Source organism: Bradyrhizobium sp. HKCCYLRH3097, from assembly GCF_051167875.1.
In the GTDB taxonomy this organism is placed as follows: Bacteria; Pseudomonadota; Alphaproteobacteria; order Rhizobiales; family Xanthobacteraceae; genus Bradyrhizobium.
This window is the reverse complement of sequence record NZ_JBNPTX010000006.1, coordinates 76,443-93,978: the sequence shown is the minus strand read 5'-3', so window position 1 is coordinate 93,978 and position 17,536 is coordinate 76,443. Positions and strand designations below refer to the sequence as shown.

General features: G+C 66.0%; 12 protein-coding genes. 5 read left to right on the top strand and 7 right to left on the bottom strand.

Going from position 1 to position 17,536, the window contains the following annotated elements:
- Positions 1-18: 18 nt before the first annotated feature.
- Positions 19-837 (bottom strand): NAD-dependent epimerase/dehydratase family protein, encoded by an 819-nt coding sequence (locus tag ACQR0U_RS16435; protein ID WP_315826402.1) that lies wholly within the window; start codon positions 835-837, stop codon positions 19-21.
- A gap of 89 nt (positions 838-926) precedes the next feature.
- On the opposite strand from ACQR0U_RS16435, the gene ACQR0U_RS16430 reads away from it, so the two are divergent.
- A complete protein-coding gene (locus ACQR0U_RS16430) occupies positions 927-1,895 on the top strand; it encodes an SMP-30/gluconolactonase/LRE family protein (RefSeq protein ID WP_315754727.1) in 969 nt (322 codons plus the stop codon).
- Between the two features lie 95 nt (positions 1,896-1,990).
- On the opposite strand, the gene ACQR0U_RS16425 is transcribed toward ACQR0U_RS16430, so the two are convergent.
- Both ACQR0U_RS16425 and ACQR0U_RS16420 read right to left on the bottom strand, forming a co-directional pair.
- Positions 1,991-3,421, bottom strand: coding sequence for an aldehyde dehydrogenase family protein (locus ACQR0U_RS16425; RefSeq protein ID WP_315754729.1), 1,431 nt, complete (start codon positions 3,419-3,421; stop codon positions 1,991-1,993).
- Between the two features lie 490 nt (positions 3,422-3,911).
- Positions 3,912-6,281: a transketolase gene (locus ACQR0U_RS16420; RefSeq protein WP_434843563.1), complete on the bottom strand. Its 2,370-nt coding sequence runs from the start codon at positions 6,279-6,281 to the stop codon at positions 3,912-3,914.
- Between the two features lie 141 nt (positions 6,282-6,422).
- On the opposite strand from ACQR0U_RS16420, the gene ACQR0U_RS16415 reads away from it, so the two are divergent.
- The 4 genes from ACQR0U_RS16415 (at position 6,423) to ACQR0U_RS16400 (ending at position 10,660) form a co-directional block, all read left to right on the top strand.
- Positions 6,423-6,884: an Lrp/AsnC family transcriptional regulator gene (locus tag ACQR0U_RS16415; protein ID WP_315715739.1), complete on the top strand. Its 462-nt coding sequence runs from the start codon at positions 6,423-6,425 to the stop codon at positions 6,882-6,884.
- A gap of 528 nt (positions 6,885-7,412) precedes the next feature.
- Positions 7,413-7,787 (top strand): hypothetical protein, encoded by a 375-nt coding sequence (locus ACQR0U_RS16410; protein ID WP_315715738.1) that lies wholly within the window; start codon positions 7,413-7,415, stop codon positions 7,785-7,787.
- 454 nt (positions 7,788-8,241) lie between these two features.
- Positions 8,242-9,345 (top strand): ferredoxin, encoded by a 1,104-nt coding sequence (locus ACQR0U_RS16405; RefSeq protein WP_315754163.1) that lies wholly within the window; start codon positions 8,242-8,244, stop codon positions 9,343-9,345.
- A 55-nt stretch (positions 9,346-9,400) separates the two neighbouring features.
- Entirely contained in the window at positions 9,401-10,660 is a 1,260-nt protein-coding gene (locus ACQR0U_RS16400; RefSeq protein ID WP_315754164.1) for a 2Fe-2S iron-sulfur cluster-binding protein, read from the top strand.
- A 203-nt stretch (positions 10,661-10,863) separates the two neighbouring features.
- Here ACQR0U_RS16400 and ACQR0U_RS16395 read toward each other — a convergent pair whose 3' ends face one another.
- The 4 genes from ACQR0U_RS16395 to ACQR0U_RS16380 all read right to left on the bottom strand — a co-directional run bounded on the left by ACQR0U_RS16395 (position 10,864) and on the right by ACQR0U_RS16380 (position 17,359).
- Positions 10,864-12,036: a fumarylacetoacetate hydrolase family protein gene (locus ACQR0U_RS16395; protein ID WP_315715735.1), complete on the bottom strand. Its 1,173-nt coding sequence runs from the start codon at positions 12,034-12,036 to the stop codon at positions 10,864-10,866.
- 85 nt (positions 12,037-12,121) lie between these two features.
- Positions 12,122-15,103 carry an autotransporter outer membrane beta-barrel domain-containing protein gene (locus ACQR0U_RS16390; RefSeq protein WP_434872188.1) on the bottom strand — a complete coding sequence of 994 codons (2,982 nt, stop codon included), beginning with the start codon at positions 15,101-15,103 and terminating at the stop codon, positions 12,122-12,124.
- Positions 15,104-15,370: 267 nt separating this feature from the next.
- The gene (locus tag ACQR0U_RS16385; RefSeq protein ID WP_315715821.1) at positions 15,371-16,324 is read right to left on the bottom strand and encodes a DMT family transporter; all 954 of its coding nucleotides are present in this window, start codon (positions 16,322-16,324) and stop codon (positions 15,371-15,373) included.
- A gap of 195 nt (positions 16,325-16,519) precedes the next feature.
- Positions 16,520-17,359, bottom strand: coding sequence for an aldo/keto reductase (locus tag ACQR0U_RS16380; RefSeq protein ID WP_316191785.1), 840 nt, complete (start codon positions 17,357-17,359; stop codon positions 16,520-16,522).
- Positions 17,360-17,536 lie beyond the last annotated feature (177 nt).

Below are 17,536 nucleotides of genomic sequence, written 5' to 3'. Positions count from 1 at the left end.
CGGAATGACGAGGTCGGATCAACCCCAGTCGATGATCCGGCTGGTGTCGCCGTCGAACTCAGTGGTGCAGAACGCGCCGCCCTGGAAATAGTCGCCGATCGGATCGGCGGGCAGCTTGGCCTGCTCGGCCAAGGCGTGCTCGCGGAAATCCTCCGCGCGGCCGGTCGGGCGATAGCCGAGGTCATAGGCACGCTGGTTGTCCCACCAGGCGCGCTCGTTCAGCGATGCGCCATAGAGCACTTCAAAATGGATGTCGGGATGCTCGAGGCCGATGCGGCAAAGTTGCACCAGATCTTCCGGCTTGAGCCAGATCGACAGCCGGCGCTTGTCGAGCGGCTTGTCGCCGAAATTGCCGATGCGGATGCAGGTCACCTTCAGCCCATGCTTGTCGGCATAGAGCGAGCCGACCGCCTCACCGAACACCTTGCTGACGCCGTAGCGGCCGTCGGGGCGCGGCTGCACCTCATTGTCGATCTTGCGGTGCCGCGGGTAGAAGCCGACCGCATGGTTCGACGACGCGAACACCACGCGCTTGACGCCCTTGCGGCGGGCCGCCTCGAACAGGTTGTAGCCGCCGATGATGTTGGCCTGCAGGATGTCGTTCCACGGTCCCTCGACCGAATAGCCGCCGAAATGGATGATGCCGTCGACGCCTTCGCACAGCGCCTCGACCTGGGCGAGGTCGGCAAGATTGGCCGCCTTGAAGGTCTCCTGGCTGGAAAGATCGGCAGGCGGTTTCAGATCGCTGAGCAGAAGGTCCGGATAGATCGGCGGCAGCAGCTTCCGCAAGGAAGTGCCGATTCCACCGCTCGCACCGGTCATCAAGATACGTGGCATTTCATCCCTCGTGTTGGGTCCGCAGGTTTGCGGTTGTGGCGGGCCAATGATAGCAGAGATCGCAACCGCGCAATAACAGGACCGGCCAAATGTCCGACGGAAACGCTCACGCGCAGGGCTGGCGCCCTGCCACCTTCTATCCCGATCCGGCGATCCAGGCGCTGGATCCGCGCTTCGAGAAATACTGGCTCAAGCTCTCGGCCGTGGAGCGGCTGGCGACGGGCCTGCGCTGGGCGGAGGGGCCAGTGTGGTTCGGCGACGGGCGCTATCTGCTGTGCAGCGATATCCCCAACCAGCGCATCCTCAAATGGGAGGAGGAAAGCGGCGCGGTCTCGGTGTTTCGCAAGCCCTCCAATTTCGCCAATGGCAACACCCGGGATCGCCAGGGCCGGCTCGTCACCTGCGAGCACGGTGGCCGCCGCGTCACGCGGACCGAGTATGACGGCTCCATCACCGTGCTGATCGACTCCTTCGACGGCAAGCGGCTGAACTCGCCAAACGACGTCGTCGTCAAATCGGACGGCTCGATCTGGTTCACAGATCCGACCTTCGGCTTGCTCGGCAATTACGAGGGCTACAAGGCCGAGTCCGAGATCGACGCCAACGTGTACCGGATCGACGCGGCCACGGGCCGGGCGACCATCGTCGCCGAGGGCGTGCTGGGACCGAACGGGCTGTGCTTCTCGCCCGATGAATCCATCCTCTACATCGTCGAATCCCGCGGCGTGCCGAACCGCAAGATCCTCGCCTATGACGTCTCCGCCGATGGCAGCAAGCTCGCCAACAAGCGCGTCCACATCGATGCCGGTCCGGGCACGCCGGACGGCATGCGCTGTGACGTCGACGGCAATCTCTGGTGCGGCTGGGGGATGGGCTCGCCCGAACTCGATGGCGTCATGGTGTTCGCGCCCGACGGCGCCCCGATCGGCCGCATCGCCTTGCCCGAGCGCTGCGCCAATCTCTGCTTCGGCGGGCTGAAGCGCAACCGGCTGTTCATGGCCGCCAGCCAGTCGATCTACGCGCTCTACGTCAACACGCAGGGCGCGCTGGGGGGATAATTGGCCGTCATTGCGAGGAGCGAAGCGACGAAGCAATCCAGACTTCCTTCCCGGCCCCTGGATTGCTTCGCTGCGCTCGCAATGACGGAGACCAATCAAGCCGCGTTGTAGCCCGCGATGGCCTTGACCTCGAGATACTCCTCGAGACCGAACCGGCCCCATTCGCGGCCGTTGCCGGACTGCTTGTAGCCACCGAACGGCGCGGTGCGGTCGTTCGGGACACCCTGCAGGTTGACGTTGCCGGCGCGGATCTTGCGGCCGACCTCGCGGGCCTTCTCGATCGTCGGGGCCGTGACATAGCCGGCAAGACCATAGGGCGTGTCGTTGGCGATACGCACCGCCTCGTTCTCGTCCTTGGCGCCGATGATCACGAGCACTGGTCCAAAGATTTCCTCGCGCGAGATCGTCATCTCAGGCTTGACGTCGGCGAAGATGGTCGGCCGCACATAGAAGCCCTTGTTGACGCCCTCCGGCAGGCCCGGGCCGCCGGCGACGAGGGTCGCGCCCTCCTCGATACCCTTATTGATGAGGGCCTGGATCTTGTCCCACTGGCCGCGATTGACGACCGGGCCGATCGTGGTGCCCTCGCCGCGCGGGTCACCCGCCTTGGTCTTGTCGGCGACGCCCTTCGCGATGGCAGCGACTTCCTTCATGCGCGCGGCCGGCACGATCATGCGCGACGGCGCGTTGCAGGACTGGCCGGAGTTGTTGAACATATGCATGACGCCGCCGGTCACTGCCTTCACCAGGTCGGAGCCCTCCAGGATCACGTTCGGCGACTTGCCGCCGAGTTCCTGGCTGACGCGCTTCACGGTCGGCGCCGCGCGCTTGGCGACGTCGATGCCGGCGCGGGTCGATCCGGTGAACGAGATCATGTCGATGTCCGGATGCTCGCTCATCGCAGCGCCGACCTCCGGCCCGAGGCCGTTGATCAGGTTGAACACGCCCTTCGGCACGCCGGCTTCATGCAGGATCTCGGCGAAGATCAGCGCCGAGGTCGGAGTGAATTCCGACGGCTTCAGGATCATGGTGCAGCCCGCGGCCAGCGCCGGCGCGACCTTGCAGGCGATCTGGTTCAGCGGCCAGTTCCAGGGCGTGATCATGCCGACCACGCCGACCGGCTCGCGCACCACCACGGACGCAGGCAGCGTCTCCTCGAACTCGTACTTCTTCAGCACGTCGAGCGTTGACATCAGATGGCCGAGGCCGGCGCCGGCCTGCAGCTTCTCCGCCATCGGCAGCGGCGCGCCCATCTCGTCGGAGACGGCGGCGCCGATCTCCTTCATGCGGCCCTTGTAGATCGTGATGATCTTCTCGAGCAGCGCGACGCGCTCCTCGCGCGAGGTCTGCGAGAAGGTCTCGAAGGCGCGCTTGGCGGCGGCGACGGCCTTGTCGACATCGGCCTTGGAGCCCAGCGCAACCTCGTACATCGCCTCCTCGGTCGCCGGATTGATGACCTGGGTGGACTTCTTGACGACCGGATCGACCCAGGCGCCGTCGATGTAGAATTGCAGGCGATTGACCATCGGAAAACCTCTTCACGTGGAAGCATCTGGAGGGGGCGGCAGCACGCGGCCGGCATCCTGGCACGCGCGATCCGCGGGATGAACCCGCCACATGCGGGGACCGGGGTTGCGTCCCGCGGATATAGGAGCAAGGCCGCGACCGGCGCAAGCCGACCGGCCTGCGTTTCGTCGCCGCTCCATTTTGCATCGCAGCAACCGCGTGTCCCCTTCGCCCCCTCCAGATCGCCATCATTCCGGATGGCAGAATTCCCGCCGTCGAAGATTCATTTCCAAGATGTGAACTGCTTCACATCGCCGTTCGATCGCTCTGGCTAATCTCCTCTTCATAGACATCCCGGCATCTCGAAAGGACGCCGGATAAGATTTCAGAACCGATATTTTCGCCAGTTCTTATTGCGCAGCCTTTCAGTACGTAGACATTTGATCCAAGTTGCGACGCCGTCTCCTTCATCCAGGTGAGGGAGACGGCGTCCCCGTTTTTGGCCCGCCCTCACACTGCCATCTTGCGATGCCGCACCGGCGCGCCAGTGAGGCTCTCGGCCGCATCGATGATCGCGTTGGCGTCCATCCCATTGTGGCGATAGAGGTCGTCGATCGTCCCGGTCTGGCCGAATTTCTCAACCCCCAGCGCCTCGACGCGATGGCCGCGCACCGAGCCGAGCCAGCCGAGCGTCGCCGGATGGCCGTCGATCACGGTGACGATGCCGCAATCGCGCGGCAGCAGCGCCAGCAGTTGTTCGATGTGGCTGAGATGTTGCACGCCGCGCCGATGCCGCCGCAGGCTGCGCGCCGCCGTCCATCCGGCATGCAGCCGGTCCGCCGAGGTGATCGCGAGCAGGCCGACGTCGCGGCGGGACTCGCCGATCAGGCCGGTGGCCTCGATCGCCTCCGGCGCGACCGCGCCGGTATAGGCGACGATCACCTCGGCATTCGGTCCCGGCTTGCGCAGCCAATAGGCGCCGGCGGCGATGTCGGATTCCAGCTCCGGCGTCATGATCCGCTGCGGCTGATCGATGGTGCGCGTCGACAGCCGCAGATAGAGCGAGCCGCCCTCGCCTGCCTTGCGCTGCATGTGGGCAAAGCCCCATTTCATGATCGCGGCGAGCTCGTCGACGAAGGCCGGCTCGAACGACGACAGCCCGTCCTGCGCCATGCCGATCAACGGTGTCGCGATCGACTGATGCGCGCCGCCCTCCGGCGCCAAGGTCACGCCCGACGGCGTGGCCGCCACCATGAAACGCGCATCCTGATAGCAGGCGTAGTTCAGCGCATCGAGGCCGCGCTCGATGAAGGGATCGTACAAGGTGACCACCGGCAGCAGCCGCGCGCCGTTGATGGCGTGCGACAGGCCAAGCGCCGAGGCCATGATGAACAGGTTCATCTCGGCGATCCCCAGCTCGATATGCTGGCCCTTCGGCGAGGCCGCCCAATTGAAGGTCGACGGGATCTTCTCGCTGCGGAACAAATCCGCCTTCTCCGCGCGGGCGAACAGGCCACGGCGGTTGACCCAGGCGCCAAGATTGGTCGAGACGGTGACGTCGGGCGACGAGGTCACGATGCGCGAGGCCAGCGCGGTGTCGCTGCGGGCGAGATCGTTGAGGATCAGGCCAAAGCCCTGCTGCGTCGACATCTGCGCCGCCGCGGTGAAGGTCAGCCGCTCCGGCACGTCGAACACCGCATCATCGAGCCGGCGGCCATCGCGATTGAACGGCACCGACGCGAGGAACGACTCCAGCGTCGAAGCATCCTGCGTCAGTCCCTCGAACTTGTCCCACTCATGGCCCGGGCGAATGTTCTGCTGCGCGCGCCACTTCTCCATCTGGGCGACGGTCATCAGGCCGGCGTGATTGTCCTTGTGGCCCTGGAACGGCAGGCCGACGCCCTTGATGGTATAGGCGATGAAGCACACCGGGCGGTCGTGGTCGATGGACTCGAAGGCATCAAGCATGCTGGCCATGTCGTGGCCGCCGAGATTGCTCATCAGCGCCAGCAACTCGTCGTCGGTGCGCTTGTCGAGCAGCCGGGTCACGTCGCCCTGATCGCCGATCTCGTCCTGGATGTGCTTGCGGAAGGCAGCCCCACCCTGGAAGCACAGCGCCGCATAAAGCGCGTTTGGGCAGTTATCGATCCAGCGCCGCAGCGCCTCGCCGCCGGGTTCGGCAAACGCCTCTCGCATCAGCCGGCCGTATTTCACGATCACCACGTCCCAACCGAAATTGCGGAACATGGTTTCGAACTTCTCCCACAGGCCCTCGCGCACGACGGCGTCCAGGCTCTGGCGGTTGTAGTCAACGATCCACCAGGTGTTGCGCAGGCCGTGCTTCCAGCCCTCGGCCAGGGCCTCGAAGATATTGCCCTCGTCCATCTCGGCGTCGCCGACCAGCGCGATCATGCGGCCCTCGCGGCGGCCCTTCATCCAGCCATGCGCGTGTACGTAGTCCTGCACCAGCGAGGAGAACAAAGTCTGCGCGACGCCGAGGCCGACCGAGCCGGTCGAGAAGTCGACATCGTCGACATCCTTGGTGCGCGACGGATAGGATTGCGCGCCCTTGAAGCCGCGGAAATTCTCCAGCTTCTCGCGCGTCTGCCGGCCGAACAGATATTGGATGGCATGGAAGACGGGGCTCGCATGCGGCTTCACCGCGACGCGGTCCTCCGGGCGCAGCACCGAGAAGTACAGCGCCGACATGATGGTCGCGAGCGAGGCGGAGGAGGCCTGGTGGCCGCCGACCTTCAGGCCGTCGGTGTTCGGCCGGATGTGGTTGGCGTGATGGATGGTCCAGGACGACAGCCACAGCGCCTTGCGGGTCAGCGCGTTCAGGATGTCGAGACGGTCTGACGATGCGGATGGCGTGGCCATGGCGCGCTGCTCCCCGGGGCCTTGTTGGATTCGCCGATTTTAATCCTGTCGCACCGGCCATAATTCTCAATTTTTCGCGTGCAGTTGCCGATTGTTGAGATATTTTCCCATTCAGGATCCACTTTGAGCGATTTTATCCCAATGCCCGAGCTCGACGCCATCGACCGCAAGATCCTCGGCCATCTCCAGGCCGACGGCCGCATCACCATGCAGGAGCTCGCCGACAAGGTCGGGCTGTCGGTCTCGCCCTGCCACCGCCGCGTCAAGCTCCTGGAGGAGCGCGGCGTCATCACCCGCTATCTCGCGACCGTCGACCAAAAGGCGCTCGGGCTGCACGTTTCGGTCTTCATCTCCATCAAGCTGGCGCGGCAGAAGGAGGAGGATTTGAAGCGGTTCGAAAAGGCGATCTCGGCCTGGCCCGAGGTGCTGGAGTGCTATCTGATGACGGGAAATCGCGACTATCTCCTGCGCGTGGTCGCGGCCGATCTCTCCTCTTATGAAGCGTTCCTGAAGAGCAAGCTGACCCGCCTCGACGGCATCGCCTCGATCGAATCGAGCTTTGCGCTGAGCCAGGTGAAGTACTCCATCGCGCTGCCGGTGTGAGGCAGGCCATCGCCACGACCTCAGCTGTCGTCCCTGCGAACGCAGGGACCCATACTCCGCGGCAGACGTTGCGAAGAACGACTGGTCCAACATCGTGCGCAACAACATCTCCCTGGGGTTATGGGTCCCGGATCTGCGCGTGCTGCGCACGCTTGTCCGGTACGACAGCGGAGAGCCAAGCGAGACTTTCGGCCAGCTCTGGCGCTCGGCCATGAGAGACCTCGCATGAGCCCCTCTCCCTGCGCCGTCATTCCGGGGCGCCCGCAGGGCGAGCCCGGAATCCATAACCACGATCGTGCGTATGGATTCCGGGCCCGCGCCGCTGCGCGACGCGTCCCGGAATAACGACCTTTGTTGTGTCATCGGATTTGCCACAATCGTGAGTCCAGGACCGACCGGGATGGTCACATGCGTTCTCACTCCCGCGGCGCGTTGCGTCCGGGTGATGCCGATATCATCGCCCTTATGACGTGAAGGGCGCAGGGAAGGCCGGGCGCTGGCCGCGCCCGTGGCCCGCCTGCGGAAAAAATGCAGGCGGCAGGTACCACAGGTCTGGCCGAAGACGCCCGGCCCTCCCTGCGCGATGGTTTTGACGGCTGCTTCGCGTTCTCCCCGGTGCGCCGGCTTTTGGCCACCGTGCGCGACGACGCGCTGTCCGCGCGCCGCCGCGGGGACACCAGCATCGGGGTGCCAGGACCGCGCGACTTGACCGTGCGTGCATCATTGTTCGTCGGCGCGAATGATCACGCTGCAACGACACACGCCCATCGCATTCCGCTGCCGACGTCCATGACGACCGCGATACGTCCCCTCCGACGCAACGGAACGGGCTGGACTGTAATGCTGATTATACGAAATCGGCAAGCGATTTATTTTTTGCCTGACGGCTGGACAGGATTTTAGCGCGCGATCTGATTTGCCCGTCGGGTCGTTATGGCAGCGTCGAAAATCATCTGCGCACTGCCCTGATCACGCCCGAACTACGTCACAGCCGAGGCCGTCATTGATCCAGATCAAACGATCTGGAAAAACTGCTCCAGCCCCCGATCAAATCCTTGATGTTCCTCGATTTGATCCAGATCAAACGGCCGCAGGCCGACCGCAGCATGGCCCAGGGACGTCCATATTGGCCGTCAAAAAGCGCCACATCTCGCCGTCAGATTCTGCGTCACAGCATGCGCTGCGACACGAAGTCACAGGGATTGCGGGACTAACAACTCCGCGCCTGTGAACGTGACGTCGGCGCGATCGTGAAGACCAACTCGCGTCCTGGAAAGCAATGCAGAACAACAGCGCTCAACGTTCGCCCCGACACGACTACGCTTCGCAACATCGAGATGCCCGGCCGCTCGCGCACGTGGCGGTGAAGGTGGCTCCCGCCAGGTATCAGCCGGCCGCACAGGCCGGCAGCCGCAGCACCGGACGGGCCGAGCGGCGATTCTGGCTGACGATGCAGACGGTCATGCTGGTCGTCGGCGTGCTGCTGGTGAATCTGCTGCTGTTCTTCCCTCCCCTCGGCATCGCCCTGATGTGGAATCTCCTGATTCCGATCGCGCCCGCGCTGGTGACGATCTCGCCCGGCCTGTGGCGCAACATCTGTCCAATGGCGACATTCCATCTGTTGCCCAACAAGATGGGCATCTCGCAGAACATCCGGATGCCGGAATGGGGCGCGGCGACGCTCGCGGTGATCAGCGTGACGCTTCTTTTCATCGTCGTGCCGATGCGGCGAATCGGGCTCAATGTTGACGGTCCGCTGACGGCGGTCATGCTGCTGTCGGCCGCGGTCATGGCATTCGCGATGGGCTCTGTGTTCGAAATGCGCTCGGGCTGGTGCACCTCGCTGTGTCCGATCCACCCCGTCGAGCGGCTCTACGGCACCAACCCTGCCCTGACCTTCAAGAATGCCCGCTGCAACATCTGCGAGGCCTGCAGCAATCCGTGTCCCGACTCCACGCCCGAGCTGACGCCGACGGCGGGCGTGCCCACCAAAGTCCAGCAGTTCCTCGGCAACTTCCTGATCGGCAGCTTCCCCGGCTTCGTCTGGGGCTGGTATCAAGTGCCGGACTATCCGCCGCAGCAGGTCGACCAGGCCGCGATCATCACCGCCTATGTGTGGCCGCTGGGCGCCGCGCTCGTCAGCTACGTCGTCTTCAGGATCGGCGAGCATATCCTGCGCTACAGGCCCGCCGCCCGCACCCGGATGCATCGCATCTTCGCGGCCGCCGCGATCAGCACCTACTACTGGTATCGCCTGCCCGGCCCGGCATCCTTGCTGCCGGACTGGTTTCCGCTGGTCTCGCATCTCATCACGACGCCGTTCTTCTTCTGGTTCCTGGTGCTGCGTTCGCCGAAGGTGAGCTGGCTGAAGCGGCCGGTGATGGCGTCGAACTACTGGTCGAGCCGGTTCGAGAGCACCGCCAACAAGAATCTCATCCGCGTGTCGCCCGGCAAGGCGTGAATCCCCGCGGTCTCATCCCACCATCGTCACAGCGTATCCGATCGAGGAGTGAACCATGTCGAACTTCAGGACCGTCACCGTCAAGGGCCGCCAGTTCCGCGTCCGCGCGGGTGACGTGCTGCTCGATGGCGCGCTCGCCAACGGCGTCGAGATTCCGTTCGACTGTCGCGCCGGCACCTGCGGCACCTGCATGGTTCACGTCTCCAAGGGCCAGACGGTGTGCGGCGAGACGCATACGCAGGGCATGATCTACGCCTGCCAGGCGCGCGTCGTCTCCGATCTCGACGTCGAGCTGGAGGACGTGCCGGAAATCGACACCAGCAAGGCGCGGCTGGTCGGCCTGCGCGAGGTCGCGCCCGACATCATGGAGCTGATGATCGCTCCGGAGAAGAGCATCAGCTATCTGCCCGGGCAGTACTTCAAGTTCACCTTCAACGGCTATCCGGCACGCGCCTACAGTCCGACGGCGTCGTTCGACGGCCGCATCGGCGGCCGCGTCATCCATCTCAACATCAAGCGCGTGCGTGGCGGCCGCGTCACGACCGCGCTCGGCAGCGGCATCCGTCCCGGCCATCGGCTGCGTATCCAGGGGCCGTATGGGCATGCGTTCCTGCGCCCGGGCGGCACCGGCCGTCTCGTCCTCGCCGGCAGCGGCACCGGCTTCGCGCCGATCTGGGCGATCGCGGCGATGGCGCTACGCGAGCAGCGCAGCCGTCCCATGGTGATCATCGCCGGCGCCAAGAAGCTGCCGCAGCTCTATATGACGCCGATCCTGGCGCAATTGGCGCGGCTGCCGAACGTCACGATCATCCCGACGGTCGAGGAAGGTCCGGTCAATCATCCCTCGATCCGCACCGGACGGATCGAGCCGCACATGCCGACGCTGACGGCCTCCGATGTCGTCTATGCCTGCGGCTCGCCGCGCATGGTGACCGCGCTCGCCGGGATGGTCGAGAAGGCCGGCGCGACGTTCTATGCCGACCCGTTCGATTCCGCGCCACCAGAAGCGCCATCCGGCCTGATCGGCCGCATCAAGACGCTCGTGGCGCGACGTCCGCCCGAGCCTGAGCCGGGCCGTGACGGCGGCAGGGGGCGTGACGCGTCGCTCGATCCGTTCGAGCGGGCGCTGTCGCTGGTGCCGAAGGATCCGATCGACGACGATCTGGGCCTGCGCCGGTCGGAGCCACGGCGCAGCACGGCCGCCGAACGCGACCACGCACTCTCGCTGGTGCGCGAGCGCGCGCTGGGCGACGCCTCATCGCTGCAGGAGCGCCCGCGCCGCGCCGCCAGCCAGATGGCCTCGGGGCATGTGTGAGATGACGCAGGAGCCCCCCAGTCTCTCCGTCACTCCGGGGCGCTCGCGAAGCGAGCGAGCCCGGAGTCCATAACCACCAGCCTGCGTGATGGAGCGCGATCGTAACTCAGGCCGTCTGCCTCACGAGCGCTGCGGCGTATGGATTCCGGGCTCGCGCTGTCGCGCGCCCCGGAATGACATCGTGGGTGTGGAGGCTGCGTGCCTCAGATCAGCTTCCGCCGCGCCAGGCTGCGCATCAGCGCACCCACGCCGAACGTCCACGGCTCGCATTCGTCGCTGTTGCGCATGCGGTTGACGAGACGACCGAGTTGAGGCGCCGAGATCGTGACGATGTCGTCGCGCTTGTGGGTGAACCCCTGGCCCGGTGCGTCGCGATCCTTGACGGGCGCGAACATCGTGCCGAGGAACAGCGCGAAGCCGTCGGGATATTGATGCACGGCACCGATGGTCTGGGCGACGAGGTCGGTCGGATCGCGGCTGATCTTGCTGATGGAGGAATGGCCGTCGAGCACGAAGCCGTCGCTGCCGGTCACGTTCAGCGCCACGTCCATTTTGCGGACGTCATCCAGCGTGAAGGTCTTGTCGAACAGGCGCAGCAAGGGGCCGATGGCGCAGGAGGCGTTGTTGTCCTTGGCTTTCGACAGCAGCAGCGCCGAGCGGCCCTCGAAGTCGCGCAGGTTGACGTCATTGCCGAGCATCGCGCCGACGATCCGGCCGCGGCTCGACACCGCCAGCACGACCTCCGGCTCCGGATTGTTCCAGGTCGATTTCGGATGCAGCCCGGCATCCATGCCGGTGCCGACAGATGACAGCGTCGGCGCCTTGGTGAAGACCTCGGCATCGGGGCCGATGCCGACCTCGAGATATTGGCTCCAGGCGTTCTGCTCGATCAGCACCTGCTTGAGGTGCATCGCCTGGTCGGAGCCGGGCTTCAGCTTGGAGAAATCGTCGCCGACCAGGCGCACCACCTCTTTCCGGATCGCCTCGGCCGAGGCCGGATTGCCGCGCGCCCGCTCCTCGATGACGCGCTCCAGCATCGAGATCGCGAAGGTGACGCCGGCCGCCTTCAGGACCTGCAGGTCGACCGGTGCCAGCAGCCATGGCTTGGCCGGATCGCGGCGATCCGGCGGGGTGTTGGCGAGGATGGCGGCGAGGTCGCCGATGCGCTGCCCGCCCATGCCGCGTAGCGCCGTCGCCGGATCATCCTGCTCGCACAGCGCGCTGACGGTGGGGAAAGCCGAGGTGACGTCATAAACACCGTCATCGCGCACCGCGACCACGGCCGGTCCGTCCACGTCGGGGCGCCAGACCCGGCCAACCAGCGTGCCGCTGGTGCCGTCGTCGGGCAGGACGGTCTCGGGCGTCAGGTTGATCATGGCGTCGTGCTCCCTGTTGTTCTTGTTGCTCAGCGCACCCCTAGCATCGGTGCACGCCGGCTCCAAGCCACACGACGTCGCGCGATCACCAACTGTAGCGCACCACGCCCTTGCCGGCGTAGGAGCGGCTGATGGACGAGAATTCGCCTTCGAAGGTGGCGGCCGCCGACCAGCCGTTGCGCCAGGCGATTTCGGCCGAGGCCGTGGTGAGCGCGAGGTCGCGCGACTGCGCGGCGCCGTTGACGACGAAGCTCGTGCCCGGCAGCGCCTGGAAGCCCGCGGTCATGGTGCGATCGGGGTTGAAATTGTGCGCCCAGGCGGCGCGGCCGCGCAGCGACAGCATGCCGTCGGCGAGCGCAAACGACCGGTCGACGCGCGCGCCGAGCTCGGTGCGCGCATCCGTCACGGTCTTGCCGGCATAGCTCAGCGCGAAGGTGCCCGCGCCGGAGAGCACCTGCTCGGCATAGGACGGCAGCACGTAAGCCGTCGCCTGGCCGCCGAGATAGGGCGTGATCCCGCCCCACGGCGTGGCATAGCGGCGGCCGCCCTCGAGGCGGGCCGAATAGGCCGACGCATCGAAGCGGGCGCGGAGCTGGTCGACGCCGGCGACGGTCACGGCGCGGTCGGTGGTCACGTCGTGCCAGCCATAGGCGAGCGCCGCGGAGAGATAGTCCGGACCACTGCGATAGCGGGCGAAGGCGCCGGCCTGGAACAGGTCGGAGCGGCCGCTGCCGCCGCCATTGACGCCGAAGCTGGTGCCGCCGCCCGACAGCGCGAAGCCGGCCAGCCAGTTCGGCGACACGATGTAATCGGCGCCCGCGGCGAAGCCGACCTCGCGGATGGTGGCGTTGTTCGAGCCGAGCGCGGCATTGCCGTCGGCGAACGAACCGCCACCGAACGGCGCCGCCCAGGTGCTCCAGCGCTCATCGAAGCGCTGGGCCGGTGTGGCCTTCACCGGCATGCGCGCGAAGGCATCGCGCGGCGCGGCGCCCTGTCCTGCGTCGGCGAACGCTGCAGCCGGACCAGATGCGTTCGCGCTGCGCCCGGCGACAAAGGGATCGGTCATCAGGCCAAGGAAGATATTCATCGAGTCGAACATCGCCTGCTGCGAGGCGGTGGCGATCTCGCCGGACGCCTGTGTCAGACCGGCTGGGGTCAACGCGCCGAAAGCGAGCGGGATGCCGCCGGTGCGGTTGAAATAGCCGGTCGTGGTGTCCGTGACGTTCTGCTGGTTGGTGTTGGTCCCGGCCGTGCCGAGCGTCAGGTTCAGATAGACGTTGTCGGCGTCGTAGCTCAGGCTCGAAGAGAAGTTGGCCGGCAGGTTGGTGTTGATCAGCGTGTTGAAGGTGCCGCTGATGCCGCCGGCGGCGTTGACGATCGTGTACTGCTTGTTGACATAGCTGCCAGGGGCGAACGCCGCCTGCACGGTCGCGCCGCCGAGCGTCGCGGTGCCCGTCACGTTGACCCGGTCGGCATTGGCCGGCGACACCTCGACCATGTAGCTCGCGGCCGCCGTGAAGGTGAGGCTGCCCTGCACCGTGAGCAGCCCGATCGAATTGCCCGGCGCGAGCGCGCCGCCATTGACCAGCGTGCTGCCGACGATGCCGTTGCCGCCGAGCCTCCCGCCGGCATTCACGGTGACGCTGCTGCCGGCGATGGCGCCGTTGACGGCGAGGATGCCGCCATCGACCGTGGTCGTGCCGGTGTAGGTGTTGATGCCGGACAATATCAGCTTGCCGCTGCCGACCTTGGTCAGCGAGCCTGGGCCGATGGTGCCGCACCCGCAAGGATCGGTGTCGCCGATCACGCCGGAGACCTCGGTGGAGAGATTGTTGCCGCCGACCACCAGCGTGTTGAAGGCGCCGATGTAGTAGTTGCCGGAACCCGCCAGCGAGCCGGCGGTGATGCGGCCGTCGCCATTGACACCCACGCTACCGGAGAAATCGACCACGCCGGTGCCATTGGTGACGAACTGGGCGGTGCCGCCGGTCGTATTGTCGAGGAAGCGGGTGCGGCCGCCATCATTGGTGATGATCGTGGCGGAGCCGGCGCTGGCATGATCGAAGAACAGCGTCGATCCGCCGTCATTGGTGGTGACGGTCGCGTTCGCCGCGGTGGAATGGGCGTTGAACTGGACCTGGCCGTTCATGTTGTTGATGATGGTGGCATTGCCGGCCGACGGGGTGTCGCTGCCGAAGCCGATCCCGAACATCACGTACGAATTGCCGCCATTGGTGATGACCGCATTGGCGGCCGTGGCGGCATTGACGAACGCCAGCATGCTGAACGTATCGTTGGTGATCGTCGCGTTGCCGGCGCTGGTGTTGGCGTTGAACAGCGTACGACCCTGATGGTTGGTGATCACGGCGTTCCCCGCCGTGGCCGTGTCGGTGCCGCCGGCGACGCCGAACGCGGTCGTGGCGATCGACTGGTTCACGATCGTCATCGCACCGGCGGAGTTCGCGCCGAGGAAGTTGGTGGTGCCGCCGTCATTGGTGAGCGAGGTGATGCCGGAGGTGTCGGCCCTGACGATGTTGAAGATGCCGAAATTCGACACGTCACCGATGATGCGGGCGGTGTGGGTGGCGTCGCCGAGCTGCAGCGTCGCGACGCTGCCGATGAAGGTGCCGCCGGAATAGGAGTTGGTGCCGAGCAGGATGGTGGTGCTGTTGCCGAGCAGCTCGGCGCGCACGCCGGCAACGGTCTCGCCGAGATTGTTGCCGATCGTGATCGTCTGGCCGGAATTGGCGTTGTTGATGAAGCCCCAGCCGGAGCCGGCGACGCCGAAATTCACGTCGGCGCCGCCAATCGAATAGGACTGGGCGTTGCTGAGGAAGATCCAGGAATCCGGATTGATCGGCGCGGTGACCGTGATGGTCGATGCGCCGGTGGCGCCGAACAGCGCCTCCTGGCCGCTCGATGCCGGCGGCGCGCCGGCCGGCGGGCTCTCCCAGTTGGTCGAGAGATTGTAGTCGGAGGTCGCAGTGGACGAGCCGGTGCCGCCCCAGGTGTAGTCGGTCTGGGCCTGCGCCGACGTCGTCAGCCCGAGCCCACAGAGCCCGAGCATGAGTCCCAGCGCGCCCCACACGGCCCGCGCCGTCCGACACACCGCCGTTTCGACCCGCCTCCGCACGCAATCCCCCGATCTTGCTCTGCACCCCGTGATGCAATCCAAGACCTAGCAGGCGCACGGCGCCCGCCGAGATCGACGGCGTTACTGTTTCTTATTTGAAATCAGCACGTTACGCGTTTGATCGTAGGTGTAGCGGACACGCAACGCATCCACCCAAAAAGTCGCTCCCCCGTAATGGCCTGGGGGCGTGCGACCGATGGCTCAAGGATTCGGCGAGCTCTCGCCGGCGACCTGGAGCAGTTGCGAGCGGCGGACGCGCTCGCGATGGGCGGTGTAGAGGCCGCTGGAGACGATAAAGGCGGCGCCGACGATGGTCCAGACGTCCGGTACCTCGCCGAACACCAGGAAGCCGAGGATGCTGACCCACAGGAGCTGGGTGTAGGAGAACGGCGCCAGCACCGAGGCGTCGGCATAGCGGAATGCCAGCACCACGATCCACTGCCCCATGGTCGAGGCGACGCCGACCAGCACGCCGAAGCCGATGTCCTGCCAGGACGGCGTGGTCCATACGAACGGCACGATTGCCGTGAGCACGCAGACGCCGGCAATCGAGGAATAGGTCATGATGGTGATGGCATGCTCGCGGCCGCTCATCATCCGCGTCATGATCAGCGTGCAGGCCCAGGCGAACGCCGAGACGATCGGGAACAGCGCGGCAAGATGGAACGCGCCGGTGCCGGGGCGGAGGATGATCAGCACGCCGCACAGCCCGACCGCGGTTGCGACCCAGCGGCGCAGGCCGACCTTCTCGCTGAGGAAGATGATTGACAGCGCGGTGACGAACAGCGGCGCGACGAAGCCGGTCGCGGAGGCCTCGGCGATCGGCAGATAGCGTAAACCGGTGATGAACATCAGCGACGAGCCGAGCAGCGCAACGCCGCGCAGCAGCTGGAACTTGAGCTGCTCGGTGCGCATCGCGAACAGCGGCGAGCCCGGGATCATCGCCGGCACCATGATCGCTGCGAATACCACGAAGCGGATCCAGGTGATCTCGATCGAGGGCAGCGTCTTCGACAGATACTTCGCGGTGACGTCCGAGGTGCCGAGGAACACGGTCGACAGTAGGATCAGCGCGATGCCGCGGAACGGCCGGTCGGCGCGCGCGGGCGCGCGCTTGCGCGTGGCCTGCGGCTTCTCCTGCACGGATGTCGGCACGTCGTCGAGGCGCGCGGCGGCGGCCGCACTCGGTGGCGGGGTCACGGTCGAACTCGGAAGTTTGGAAACAGGACGATTCGGTGAGTGGCGACAAGACGCCAATCGCGACGCCGCGACAACCCATCGAAGCGGGCAGCACTTATGCGTTGCTACGCGCCGGGGTAGCAAACATCCGTAATTTTCCGTGATGCTGCATTACAGCATGGGCAGGCCACGCGGCTTCGGCCCGCGCGGAAAGGCGCGATCGATCGCGGCGATCTCGGCCGCGGTGAGCTCGATGTCGCCGGCCGCCGCATTCTGCTCGGCATGCTCGGGCCGCGACGCCTTGGGGATCGCGAACAGCGACGACGCCCGCGTCAGGAAGGCCAGCGCGACCTGGCGCGGCGTTGCACCATGCTGCTCCGCGATCCGCTGCAGCACCTCGCCGCCGGCGCTGCGGCGTTCCGGAAAGTCGTCATGGCCGAACGGCGAGTAGGCGACCACGGCAACACCATGCTGGCCGCACCACGGGATGACGGCATGCTCGATGGCGCGCTCCTGCAGATGATAGAGCACCTGGTTGCAGGCGATCTTGCCCTCGCCTGCGACCTCCAGCAGTTCGTCGAGATCGTCGACGTCGAAATTGCTGACGCCCCAGGACGCGATCTTGCCGGCCGCCTTGAGCTCCTCGAACGCCGCCACCGTCTCCGCGAGTGGATAGGAGCCCGGCCAGTGCAGGAGATAGCAGTCGAGCCGGTCGGTCTTCAGCCGCTGCAGCGAGCGCTCGCAGGCGGTGACGGTGCCCTTGCGCGAGGCGTTGCTCGGCAGCACCTTCGACACCAGGAACACCTCGTCGCGTCGGCCGGCGATGGCCTCGGCGATGACGAGCTCGGCATCGCCATACATCTCGGCGGTGTCGATGTGGCTCATGCCGAGATCCAGGCCGCGCCGCAGCGTGGCGATGGCGCGGCTGCGATCGGCGTGGTCGAGATACCAAGTGCCCTGCCCGATGACGGAGACGCCGCCGCCGCCGGTTCCGAATGTCTTGTGCTTCATGCGCGGGAGCATAGTGGATGAGGCGCACGGCGTCGATTGGGTGCCCTCCCTGCTCAAGGCATCTGACACGCTTCCACACCCACGTCATTCCGGGGCGACGCGTCAGCGTCGAACCCGGAATCCCGAGCTTGTCTTGCGCTGTTTCATTTCCACCATGTCGAGATTCCGGGTTCGAGG